Origin of the sequence: Larkinella bovis, from assembly GCF_042655385.1 — a bacterium.
Lineage (GTDB): Bacteria > Bacteroidota > Bacteroidia > Cytophagales > Spirosomataceae > Larkinella > Larkinella bovis.
This window is the reverse complement of the sequence record NZ_JBHSMA010000003.1, coordinates 1-13,522: the sequence shown is the minus strand read 5'-3', so window position 1 is coordinate 13,522 and position 13,522 is coordinate 1. Positions and strand designations below refer to the sequence as shown.

Below are 13,522 nucleotides of genomic sequence, written 5' to 3'. Positions count from 1 at the left end.
TCCATGGCTGCCTTCCGGTCGTACCGTATAATACGATTGGAAGGGCACGCTCATAAGCCGTGGTTCAGGAGTAAAAATAAAAAGACGTAGAGCCACAGGACGTCTACAAAATGCCAATAAAGCGTATAGAGCCTGATTTTCAACCGGTTTGGCGGATTGACGCTGTAAACAAACGACTCGACATACGGTATTCGGCGCATCGCTTCGGCAAAGGCAATGGTCAGAAAAACCAGTCCAATCACAATGTGTACCAAATGCAGGCCCGACAGCAGAAACAGAAAGCTGCTGGACGGATTGGTTTGCAGATATACGCCCTGCAGCATCAGCTCCCGCCAGCCCAGCATCTGCAAAACCACGAAGAGAAGGCCCAGAAAAAGAGTCGTACCGAGATAAATCCGGTATTGCGGAAACCGCTCGTGCCGAAAGGCCAGGTTGGTAATATGCAGGGTTAGACTACTGGCCATAATGACGCCCGTACTGGCCAGAAAAGCCCTGGGTAACGAAACGTTGTGCCAGTCGGAACCCATTTTCCGCACGATATACGTCCCCAGCAAAACCGTGAAGAGGAACGCACTTCCCACCATACACAACCACAGAATGAAGCGCTTGGGCTCCCGGCGACGCGTAATAAAGTTCTTCTTGCGACGGGTTTCCATGGGGTCGTTGCCGGGCGGTTTTTAAGGTTTGTTTGCCAAACGTAAACCAGCCGAAATTGGTTTAGGGCGCTCGGCTGGTAAAAAACAAAGTTTTATTCTGTCAACGAAATACGCGAATCGATCCATGGAAAAGGAAGCGAAAGCCAATCGTTTTCCCGGAACTCATTTCCAGTACATAACTAGAATCCAGCCATTCGAATTCGTTTAGAGCCCTAATTTCCTAAGAATATTTGTCTACGGGCGGCTGGCTACTTACCGGTTATTACGTTACCGGAATGCTAAGGGTTGTGGCCCGGATTCCCTGGGTCTCCTTCACACCCTACAAATAGTATCCTGTTTTCCTTTTCCGGCCTGACAGACGCTTTTACCGCACTCCCATCTCTCTTGAATCTTTTCTCTATGCTCAACGCCTGTACTTCCGGTACCTGGAGAGTTTGCGCACGGTTTGTCCTTCAGTCATTCGTAAGGCTGTTCACTTCAACGAGCCTATATTTTTTCGCAACGTATATACCCCTGAAGTCATCCGGTCAGAAAGAGTTAGCAGACAAACCACCGGGCGGACGTCTCCTTCCTTTTCGCCGTAAAATAATTCATAATCATCCATTAAGCTATGACAAATTATTGCTATATAGGCCAGGCCAGCATTTTAACAGACAATTTCAATAGAAAATAGAACATTACCGATGTTTTTGGAAATAACCGGTTATTAATTTAAAATAACCGGTTGCTTTGCGGCCCAATTTTTGTTACCTATCTTTCCGTTACAGTAAGATTCTCCTATTTCTCTTGTTTGGCTGAGGTGGTTTCTCCGTTCACTAAATCCTTTTCCTATGCTTAACTCCTTTACTTCACGTCTGTGTGCTGTGTTGCTGTATCTATTCATTTCATGGGCTAGTTACGGGCAAGTTGGTATTAACCTGGAAGATCAGGTTTATGCGGGGCCGATTCGGGCAGCAACCGGAATGGTCTTTGATAAAAATGGCAACTTATACATGCACGATGTGTATGGGGCAATCTTCCGGGTTAAACGGGGAGAGTCGACTCCTACCTTATGGCTCGATATCCGGGAAGAAGTTGGAAACTACGGTGACCACGGCTTACTCGGGATGACACTGGATCGTAATTTTCTCGAAAACGGCCGGTTTTATATTTACTACAATGTCGACATGTACTGGTATAAAAACATTGGCAAGCCAGGCTACGACAAAAACCGTTCGTTAGACAATTATCCTTCGTTTGGTCGCCTTACCCGGTACACGGCGAATGTAAAAGGCGATTTTTCCGTCGATTTAAATAGCCGGAAAATCCTGATTGGGGAAACGCACGACACGGGGGTACCGGTTCTGACGCTGTCTCACCTGGGGGGCGGCTTAGCGATGGGAACCGACGGATCGCTTCTGTTAGGGACAGGCGATGGATCGAGTTTCGAGCAAGTCGATGTGGGTTGTAATAGCACAACCTGGGTTAACCAGGCGATGGAAGAAGGCATTATCAAGTTTATTCCTAACCCCGGCACCACGACGCCGGAATCCTGCAACAAGGCTGATTATTACGGCAAAAACCGGGTTACCGAAAACATCGGGGCTTATCGGGCACAGGCTTTATTTTCGCTCAATGGAAAAATTTTACGGATCAATCCGGAAAACGGGGATGGTTATCCTTCCAATCCGTTCTATGACGCCAGCCTTGGTCCCCGGGCCGCCCAAAACCGCATTTTTGCGTTAGGTTTCCGGCAGGCTTTCCGGATTTCGGTGCGCGGCATCAACGGCAGCACCAATCCGCAGGATGGTAAGCCCGGGACGATCTACGTGGGCGATGTCGGATTTTCCAACTGGGAAGAGCTAAACGTTGTTACCGAGCCCGGTCAGAATTTTGGCTGGCCTTATTACGAAGGAATTCTCAAAGGTCGGGAAGGCTATTGGAAAACCAAAGCCTTTGAGCCCGTAAACCCGGTCAAACCCCGGCTTCAATGGCGGGACAATAAATACACCGAAATGGTTCAGGGTGAAACCGTTACCAACTTCAACAAGGTTGTTCTGGAAGGCGGTTGCGTACTGGGGGGCGGCTGGCACGAGGGCGGTGGGAATTATCCCCTCGAATTGCAAAACACCTATTATTTCTCGGATTACAACGCCGGCTGGATTGCCGGCATGCGCTTTGGTCATGACAATGAACCTGAGACCAATAGCTTGTTTAAAGTAACCAAGAAAATTGTAACCGACGGAGGAGGACAACGTCTTACGTGCGTCACGTTCAACCCCTATGATCGCAACATGTATTACATCACCTTCGGGGAAGCCGGCGTCGTGCGCCGGTTGGTAGCGAGTAGCGATCAGCCACCGGTTGCCGTCATTACGCAGGATAAAACCTTTGGAAACAGCCCATTAACGGTAAACTTTTCCGCTAAAGAATCCTTTGACCCGGAGGGGAAACCCCTGAAGTATGAGTGGAGCGTAAGTGACGGGAGTAAAAATACAGCGATGGACTACACGAAGGTTTTCACCAGTAGTACACCGAAATCCTACACTGTAACCTTAAAAGTTACCGATGATCAGAATAAAACCCACTCCTCTCAGACGGTTGTTTCGGTCAATAACACGCCCCCCACGATTCAGTCTACCAGCGTAGATAATATCGACCGGATTAACCTCTCGTCGCCGTATACAATCAACCTGAGCGCAACGGCGACCGACGCCGAATCGCCCGGACAGTTATCCTATCGATGGACCGTTTATTTGTACCATAACGACCACCGGCACACGGTTTCCACGGTTTCCGGGCAAAATGGGGCTGTAACGGTGGCCGAGGGGAGCTGCGATGAAGGGCAAGCCAGTTATTGGTATGGGGTTGAATTAAATGTAACCGATGCGAATGGGCTTACGTCAACGTATACCAAATTCCTGTACTTAAACTGCCCGGGATCGTCACAAACGATCAATTTTGCGCCCATTGCCAATCACGCGCCAACGGATCCGCCATTTAGCCCCCAGGTTTCGGCTACCTCGGGTCTTCCTATCAGTTTATATGTCGTCGAAGGGCCTGCCTTTATCAGTAATAACCAAATAAATCTTACGGGCGGCATCGGCCGGGTAACGATTCGTGCCGCACAACACGGGAACAATAGTTTCCGCTACGCCCAGCCGATCGAGCGGTCGTTCAATGTTACTAAAAATATCTCTCCGACTCCGGATACGCAGGCCCCGTCGGCCCCTACCGGTCTGACGGCGGCTAACATCACCCAGAATTCGCTCCAGCTCACCTGGAACCCCGCCACCGATAACGTCGGGGTGGCCGGCTACGACGTCTTCCGCGATGGTACCAAAATTACCAACACCCTGGTCAGTGCCACCACCTTCGCCGTCACCGGCCTAACGCCCAATACCTCCTATTCCTTTTACGTCGTCGCCCGCGATGCCGCCCTGAATACATCCGGCAATAGCAACACCATCACGGCCAAAACCCTGGAAGTGCCCGTCGGCAACCAGCCCCCGGTAGCGCCCACCGTCTCAGGCTTGACCGCTACGATTAACGTGGCTTACAACTCCGGCGGTTTGCCCGGGTTCACCGACCCCAATAACGATGCCTTGAGCTATGCCCTGACGGGACTGCCTGCGGGCCTGAGTTTCAACACCAGCACCCGCACCATTTCGGGAACCCCCACCCAGCAGGGTACTTTCACACTAAGCTATTCAGCCACCGACACCCAGAATGCCACCACCAGCGTTTCCATCATCCTGACGGTGGGAACAGGCAGTGTGGTGACGGGCAACTTTGAGGGTTACCTCGATCAGGTCAACTGCAACACGATTTCGGGCTGGGTCTGGAACCGCGACAAACCCAACACCCCCTATCCCGTTGAGTTCCTCGATGGGCCCACCGCTGCGACGGCCACTACGCTGGGGTCGGTCCTGGCCGACATCTACCGCGATGACCTGAAGAATGCGGGCAGGGGCAACGGGGCCCATGGCTACAGCTTCCCGGTGCCCGAAAGCCTCAAGGATAACCAGACCCACACCATCTGGGGGCGGGTGGTTGGCTCGGACTACCTGCTGAAGTGGTCCCCCAAGACCCTCACCTGCCAGGGCAGTGGCACACCTCCGGCCAACCAGCCGCCAATTCCCCCCACCGTCTCGGGCTTGTCGGCTACGGTCAACACCAGCTTCAGTTCGGCACCGCTGGCCACCTTCACCGATCCGGAGAATACCCCGCTGACCTACACCCTGACGGGATTGCCCACCGGCCTGACTTTTAATCCCACCACCCGGATTATTTCAGGAACACCGACGACCAGTGGCACCTTCAGCCTGACCTATGCAGCTACTGACCAGCCCGGAGCCAAATCCACGGTGCTCTTTGCGCTGGTAGTCAATCCGGCCAGTCCTACTAACCAGCCCCCGGTAGCGCCCACCGTCCCGGGCTTGACCGCTACGATCAATGTGGCTTACAACTCCGGCGGTTTGCCCGGGTTCACCGACCCCAATAACGATGCCCTGAGCTATGCCCTGACGGGACTGCCCGCCGGCCTGAGTTTCAACACCAGCACCCGCACCATTTCGGGAACCCCCACCCAGCAGGGTACTTTCACACTAAGCTATTCAGCCACCGACACCCAGAATGCCACCACCAGCGTTTCCATCATCCTGACGGTGGGAACAGGCAGTGTGGTGACGGGCAACTTTGAGGGTTACCTCGATCAGGTCAACTGCAACACGATTTCGGGCTGGGTCTGGAACCGCGACAAACCCAACACCCCCTATCCCGTTGAGTTCCTCGATGGGCCCACCGCTGCGACGGCCACTACGCTGGGGTCGGTCCTGGCCGACATCTACCGCGATGACCTGAAGAATGCGGGCAGGGGCAACGGGGCCCATGGCTACAGCTTCCCGGTGCCCGAAAGCCTCAAGGATAACCAGACCCACACCATCTGGGGGCGGGTGGTTGGCTCGGACTACCTGCTGAAGTGGTCCCCCAAGACCCTCACCTGCCAGGGCAGTGGCACACCTCCGGCCAACCAGCCGCCAATTCCCCCCACCGTCTCGGGCTTGTCGGCTACGGTCAACACCAGCTTCAGTTCGGCACCGCTGGCCACCTTCACCGATCCGGAGAATACCCCGCTGACCTACACCCTGACGGGATTGCCCACCGGCCTGACTTTTAATCCCACCACCCGGATTATTTCAGGAACACCGACGACCAGTGGCACCTTCAGCCTGACCTATGCAGCTACTGACCAGCCCGGAGCCAAATCCACGGTGCTCTTTGCGCTGGTAGTCAATCCGGCCAGTCCTACTAACCAGCCCCCGGTAGCGCCCACCGTCTCAGGCTTGACCGCTACGATTAACGTGGCTTACAACTCCGGCGGTTTGCCCGGGTTCACCGACCCCAATAACGATGCCCTGAGCTATGCCCTGACGGGACTGCCTGCCGGCCTGAGTTTCAACACCGGCACCCGCACCATTTCGGGAACCCCCACCCAGCAGGGTACTTTCACACTAAGCTATTCAGCCACCGATACCCAGAATGCCACCACCAGCGTTTCCATCATCCTGACGGTGGGAACAGGCAGTGTGGTGACGGGCAACTTTGAGGGTTATCTTACCCAGGAAGTCAACTGCAACACGCTCTCGGGCTGGGTCTTTGATCGCAACAAACCCAACACCCCCTTCACCGTCGAGTTCCTCGATGGGCCTTCCCTGGCTTCGGCCACCCTGGTGGGCTCCATCCTGGCCAATGACTTCCGCCAGCATTTGAAGGAGGCCGGCAAAGGAAACGGCGAACACTGGTATGATTTCCCCATCCCCGAAAGCCTCAAGGATAACCAGAATCACACCATCTGGGCCCGGGTGCAAGGGTCAACCTATGTCTTGAAATGGGCCCCTAAAGTCATCAACTGCCAGGGCAGTGGTACCCCACCGGCTAACCAGCCCCCGGTGGCCCCAGCGGTTTCTACCCTGACGGCCACCGTCAGCACCGCCTACAGTGTGCAACTACCGGCCTTCACCGATCCCAATGGCGATGCCCTGAGCTATACCCTGACGGGGCTGCCCGCCGGGCTGAGCTTCGATACCGGTACCCGCACCATTTCGGGAACCCCCACAACGGCGGGCAATGCGACGCTGACCTACGCGGCCACCGATACCAAGAGCGCCCCGGTTCCGGTCACCCTCACCCTGGTGGTCAATCCGGCAGGCACCCCGCCGGCCAACCAGCCTCCGGTAGCCCCAGCGGTTTCCACCCTGACGGCCACGGTCAACGCGGCCTACAGTGTGCAGCTACCGGCCTTCACCGATCCCAATGGTGATGCCCTGAGCTACACCCTGACGGGACTGCCCGCGGGCCTGAGCTTCAACACCGGCACCCGCACCATTTCAGGAACGCCAACGGCAACTGGCAGTGTTAATCTGACCTACTCGGCCACCGACAACAAGAGCGCCCCCGTCACCGTGACGGTGACCCTGACGGTGGGAACAGGCAGTGTAGTGACGGGTAACTTTGAGGGTTATCTGGACGTGGTCGAATGCGGCTCTATTCAGGGCTGGGTCTGGAACCGCGATAAACCCAACACCGTCGTCAGCGTCGAGTTCCTCGATGGCAGCAGTGTCGTGGGCAGCGTTGAGGCCAATATTTACCGCGATGATCTGAAAAATGCCGGAAAAGGCAACGGTATCCACGGCTACAGCTTCCCGGTGCCCGCTGGACTCAAGGATGGCAAAGCTCATTCGATCAGTGGACGGGTCGTGGGCAGCAGTTACATCCTGAAGTGGTCGCCCAAGACGCTGATCTGCCCCAGTGCCGCCCGGGTGGGAACCGGTGAGCCAGTCGATCCGCTGTTAACCTTAAGCGTGAGCCCCAACCCCAGCCGGGGGCGCATCGAGCTGAGTTACCGGGTGGGAGCTCACCAGGGCGCTGACTTGCAGATAGTGGATGTGCTGGGCCGGTTGATTTGGCAAAAGCCGGTGGTGGGTACGGGTAAAAGCGAGCGGCAGACGGTGGAGTTGAGCGGGGTGGGTGTGTATGTTGTTCAGTTACAGACGGCCCAGCAGGTAATCAGCCGCCGAATCCTGATCAACCCATAAACCAGCTGTCCACATGAACGAACCCGCTTCAAGCGGGTTCGTTCATGTGGACAGCTGGTACCTTCGTGGTTACAAAGTTTTTTGCCAAACCTGATACTGCTGAAAATGATTCGGCACCGGTACCTTCTGCTCGAAAATACCGTAAATAGTTGACCCCGAGCCACTCATACTGGCGTAAACCGCCCCGGCCTGGTATAGTTCTTGTTTAATGGTATTAAGAATTGGAAACATCGGAAAAAGACTATTTTCAAAGTCATTATGGACGGTTTCCCGCCAGGTGCTGATAGGAGCCTGCAACCGGGTTTTTAACGAAACCGCAGGCTTGTTTGGGCGAACATTTGCGTAGGCCTGGGCTGTCGAAATGGCCAGATTGGGATAAATGAGGACCAGTGTATAGCCGCTGAGCGAGAGGTCTATATTCTCAAAATGGTCCCCTTTTTCAGTGCAGTACCGGGGGCGGTTTTGAATAAAAAAAGCACAATCGCTACCCAACTGGCGGGCGTAGTCTTCCAGTTGTTCGTCTGATAATGTCAGGCGAAATTGCTCATTGAGCAGTCGAAGGGTAAAAGCAGCATCCGCCGAACCTCCGCCTAATCCGGCTCCGATCGGCACCATTTTATAGAGATACAGCTGAACGGGCGGAAGTGCGAAATCGCGCTTCAGAAGCTCGTAGGCCCGCAGGCAGAGATTCGTAGCAGGATCGCCGGGAATATCGATACCACCGATTTCAAACGACGTTTGATCGGCAGGAATGGCTTCCAGCAAATCGTTCAGCGGGATCGGATAAAAGCAGGATTCAAGGTTATGAAATCCATCGGCGCGTTTCTCGGTGATCTGTAAACCGATGTTGATTTTGGCGTTCGGAAAGAGAATCATTAAAAACAGGTTTACGGCCTTTTAATAATTTTTGAAGGGTAATGAACGACAATTTTTTTACGTAACTCGCTAAAAATCAGCACACTTTAGCGTTACCGTTCAGTAAAAACTATTTCCTTAATCTTGTATGCATTTGTATTTTTCCTATTTTTCACGCGAATTCCTGCAGCAATATGCAGCATATCAGGGAGTAAATATACAGTCCCTTGTCTGGTAAATCCCGGTTTCCCTGAACTGAATTAGTCTTTTCTATCCCATCCCATTCTGTTAATGTGAAGTTTAAGATCCGCTAATGTGAAGTTTAAGATCCGCGCTGTTTGGTTACATTAAAAGTAAACTTTATGACAAATCTCTGTACTTCTCCATTCAAAGTCCTAGCCCTTTTTCTCATCCTGAGTTCGTTTCTGGTTCCGAACTCTTACAGCCAGTACAAACCTGGTTTTTCTGAAGAAACGTATGCCAGTGATTTGGCGGGTGCCGTTGGTCTTACGTTTGACAAAAACGGCGCAATGTATGTCTGGACAATCGACGGCCGGGTGTATCGTATCGACCCCCAAACAAAACAGCGCGCTCAGCTTCTGGACATCTCCAGCGAAGTAGGTCGTTATGATGACTTCGGACTCCTGAGCATGGTCCTGGACAACAACTTTCTGACCAATGGCCGGTTTTATCTGTATTATATTATCAAGTATGCTTCTGTCAAGTGGCAGGGAACTTACGCCCGCGTTACACGCTATGAAGCCAACAAAGATGACAGTTTTCGGTCGATAAAAGCCGGAAGCCGCAAAATTTTGATCGGAGCGCCAGACCCCAATAACCCCAGCAAAGGCGTACCGGGCGATTGTATACCGCTCACGGCGGGCTCCCATGCCGGGGGCGGTTTAGCCATGGGCTCGGACGGTTCGCTGCTGGTACCTACCGGCGACGGCGCTGCGGCTTCATTTGACCAGGGTAGCTACTCCGAATCCTACTGGAGTCAATCCATTCAGAACGGTTTTATGACCGCTGCCGAGAATATTGGCAGTTATCGTTCGCAGGTTGATTATTCGTTATCCGGAAAAATCCTTCGAATCGACCCCGAAAATGGCGACGGGTTGAAAGGTAATCCCGACTTTGACACCAACGCCCCTCGTTCCATCAAGAGCCGGATTTTTGCTTCCGGAATGCGTCAGCCTTTTCGGACCGGTCTTCGTCCCAATACCGGCAGCGCCGACATTACGGTCGGCGATCCGGGGGCCTTATACGTTGGCGATGTGGGCTTTACCGACTGGGAAGAGATTAACGTCATCAAGAAAGGAGCGAATTACGGCTGGCCGTTCGAGGAAGGTCAGTATCCCTCAACCCGCCCTTATAACAAAACAGAATATAAACCGGGTGTGCCATTTACCAAACCGGTAATTTCCTGGCGTTCCGGGCCGGGACAAATTAACCGGAATGGTACGATTACGAATGTTAACCAAACGGCAGCAGGCCAATTACCGGGTTACTGCGCGATCGGCGGGAACTGGCATCCCGGCGGAGGCAATTACCCGGCCGAATACCAAAATGCGTATTACTTTGCGGATTTCAACGGGGGCTGGATTTCAAAAATGTCGTTCGATAGTGACAACCAACCCCAGCCCGCGACGCTGGCAAAAGTACTGGACGGTGGTAGTTCATACCAGTATATCACCAGCATTGCGTTTAATCCGATTGATAAAAATATGTATTACATCCGCTATCCGGAGCCGGGTGGCGAACGGGTTCGGCGGATGATTTATAACGGCAGCGCGGGTGGCAGCCCCCCGGTGTCCATCATTTTAGCGGATAAAACCAATGGACCAAGTCCTTTGAAAGTCAAATTTACCGGAAATACGTCCTACGATCCGGAAGGCGGAGCGCTGACCTACGCCTGGGATTTTGGGGATAATACCACCAGCACGGCCGCCAATCCGGAACACACCTTCACGACCAATTCGGCATCGACTACGTATACCGTTAAACTGACGGTGAAAGACCCCGATGGGAAAACCCATCAGACGGAGAGAGCAATCATAGTCAGTAATGCCAGCAATTCGGCTCCGGTTATTGTCAGTACCAGTGTCGACAATCTGACACAGATGGATCTGAGTGAACTCCGAAACATCAACCTGTCGGCGGTCGTTACCGACGAAACCCCGGCGAATCAACTGAGTTATAAGTGGACGGTTTCGCTGTTTCACAACGATCACCAGCACGACGACTTCATCACCACGACGCAGACGGCTACTGCTTCGTTGCCCCCAATCGGCTGCGACGGAACGCTGACGTACTGGTATGGCGTGAAACTGGAAGTAACCGATGCGGCTGGTCTGAAAACTGAAACGATTCGCTACATTTATCCGAATTGCGACGGTACGGCCCAGACAATCTCCTTCAGTCCGATTAGCGATAAGGCTCCGAATGCAGCCGCGTTTACCCCCCAGGCGACGGCCTCCTCCGGTAAACCGGTCGTTTTCTACGTCATCGAAGGACCAGCGGTGATTGCCGAGGGAAAAGTTTTCCTGACCGGGCGTTTAGGCAGAGTGACCGTTCGGGCCGCCCAGCACGGTGGCGATGGCTTTAAACCGGCTCGGCCCGTTGAGCAGTCGTTCAATGTCGTTTCAAGCGCTGCCGACCAGCAGCCCCCAACGGCCCCGGCCTCGCTCGTACTCACCAACATCACTCAGAACTCAATGCAACTCACCTGGACGGCTTCAACCGATAACGTGAGTGTGTCCGGTTATGAAATATACCGAAATAACGTCAAAATTGCCGACGTTACGTCCGGCACCTCGTACAATGCAACGGGGCTGGCGGCCGGCACCGAATATTATTTTTTCGTGCGGGCGGTTGATCCCACGGGGAATGTATCCGGAAACAGTAACACCGCTACGGCGAAAACAACCGGGACGTCTGGCCCACCAGTGAACCAATCTCCGGTCGCTCCGTCGGTTTCGAATCTGACCGCCACCGTCAATGCAAGTTTTAATACTACCTTATTGCCCTTTACCGATTCGGACGGCGATGCACTGACTTATTCATTGAGCGGCCTTCCAGGGACGCTGAATTTCAACGCCACGACCCGCGACATTAGCGGTACGCCGACGCAGACCGGTTCGTATAATTTGACATATACCGCCACTGACAACAAGAACCCGGCCGTTACTGTCAATTTTACGCTGACGGTGAATACCGGTGGTCCGGTGATTGCGGGTAATTTTGAAGGATATCTCGATGGGGTCAACTGTAACACGATATCGGGCTGGGTCTTTAATTACGATGCTCCCAATACCCCCTATACGGTCGAGTTTCTGGCCGCCACCGGCCCCAATCCTTCCATCGCCACGGCAACCGTCGTCGGCACCACCGTTGCTAATATTTTCCGGCAGGATTTACTCAATGCCGGTAAAGGAAACGGCGTCCATGGCTACAGTTTCAAGGTTCCCGAAAGCATCAAAACCAACCAGACCCAGACCATCTGGGGACGGGTTCAGGGAGCAACCTATGTCTTGAACTGGTCTCCCAAAACCCTCACCTGCCAGGGCAGTGGGACACCGACGAATCAACCCCCGGTGGCCCCCACCATTGCCGGGTTAACCGCCACCGTCAGCACCGCCTACAGTGTGCAGCTACCGGCCTTCACCGATCCCAATGGCGATGCCCTGAGCTATACCCTGACGGGACTGCCTGCGGGCCTGAGCTTCAACACCAGCACCCGCACCATCAGCGGCACACCGAGCGTTACAGGAACGTTCTCGCTAACGTACTCGGCCGCCGATAGTCAAAGCGAAACCGACCTGAGTGTCACGTTAACAGTGGCAGCCGGGGGAAGCACGAATCCGGCGCCAGTGCCTCCCGCGGTATCCCCGTTGTCGGCTACTGTGAATGTTGCCTACAGTTACCAACTGCCGGTCTTTACGGACGCTCAGCCGCTGACCTATACCCTGACGGGTCTGCCCACTGGCTTGAGTTTCAACACCAGCACCCGTACCATTTCGGGAACGCCTACCCAGCAGGGTAATTTCACTTTGGTTTATTCGGCCAATGACGGTCAGACCAAGACCGATCTGAATGTTACCCTAACGGTATCCGCTGCGGGTGGTGGTCCGGTGATTGCGGGTAATTTTGAAGGATATCTCGATCAGGTTAACTGTAACACGATCTCAGGCTGGGTCTTTAATTACGATGCTCCCAATACCCCCTATACGGTCGAGTTTCTGGCCGCTACCGGCCCCAATCCTTCCATCGCCACGGCAACCGTCGTCGGCACCACCGTCGCTAATATTTTCCGGCAGGATTTACTCAATGCCGGTAAAGGAAACGGCGTCCATGGCTACAGCTTCACAGTCCCTGAAAGCCTCAAGGATAACCAGACCCAGACCATCTGGGGACGGGTTCAAGGGTCAACCTATGTCTTGAACTGGTCTCCCAAAACCCTAACCTGCCAGGGCAGTGGGACACCCCCGGCCAACCAGCCCCCGGTGGCCCCAGCGGTTTCCACCCTGACGGCCACCGTCAGCACCGCCTACAGTGTGCAGCTACCGACCTTCACCGATCGCAATGGCGATGCCCTGAGCTATACCCTGACAGGATTGCCCGCGGGCCTGAGCTTCGATACGGGCACCCGCACCATTTCGGGAACCCCCACAACGGCGGGCAATGCGACGCTGACCTACTCGGCCACCGATACCAAAAGTGCCCCGGTTTCGGTCACCATCACCCTGGTGGTCAATCCGGCAGGCACCCCGCCGGCCAACCAGCCTCCGGTAGCCCCAGCGGTGTCGGCTCTGACGGCCACGGTCAACGCAGCCTACAGTGTGCAGTTGCCGGCCTTCACCGATCCCAATGGTGATGCCCTGAGCTACACCCTGACGGGGCTGCCCGCCGGCCTGAGCTTCAACACCGGCACCCGCA

General features: G+C 54.3%; 4 protein-coding genes. 2 read left to right on the top strand and 2 right to left on the bottom strand.

Annotated features, from left to right (window positions below; genetic code table 11):
* Positions 1 to 50: 50 nt before the first annotated feature.
* Positions 51 to 656 (bottom strand): cytochrome c oxidase subunit 3, encoded by a 606-nt coding sequence (locus ACFPMF_RS11265; RefSeq protein WP_379844620.1) that lies wholly within the window; start codon positions 654 to 656, stop codon positions 51 to 53.
* Between the two features lie 830 nt (positions 657 to 1,486).
* On the opposite strand from ACFPMF_RS11265, the gene ACFPMF_RS11260 reads away from it, so the two are divergent.
* Positions 1,487 to 7,732: a putative Ig domain-containing protein gene (locus tag ACFPMF_RS11260; RefSeq protein WP_379844617.1), complete on the top strand. Its 6,246-nt coding sequence runs from the start codon at positions 1,487 to 1,489 to the stop codon at positions 7,730 to 7,732.
* A 69-nt stretch (positions 7,733 to 7,801) separates the two neighbouring features.
* Here ACFPMF_RS11260 and ispE read toward each other — a convergent pair whose 3' ends face one another.
* Positions 7,802 to 8,608, bottom strand: coding sequence for a 4-(cytidine 5'-diphospho)-2-C-methyl-D-erythritol kinase (gene ispE, locus ACFPMF_RS11255; RefSeq protein ID WP_379844614.1), 807 nt, complete (start codon positions 8,606 to 8,608; stop codon positions 7,802 to 7,804).
* 341 nt (positions 8,609 to 8,949) lie between these two features.
* On the opposite strand from ispE, the gene ACFPMF_RS11250 reads away from it, so the two are divergent.
* On the top strand, positions 8,950 to 13,522 hold a 4,573-nt coding region (locus ACFPMF_RS11250), incomplete at its 3' end, for a putative Ig domain-containing protein (RefSeq protein WP_379844611.1).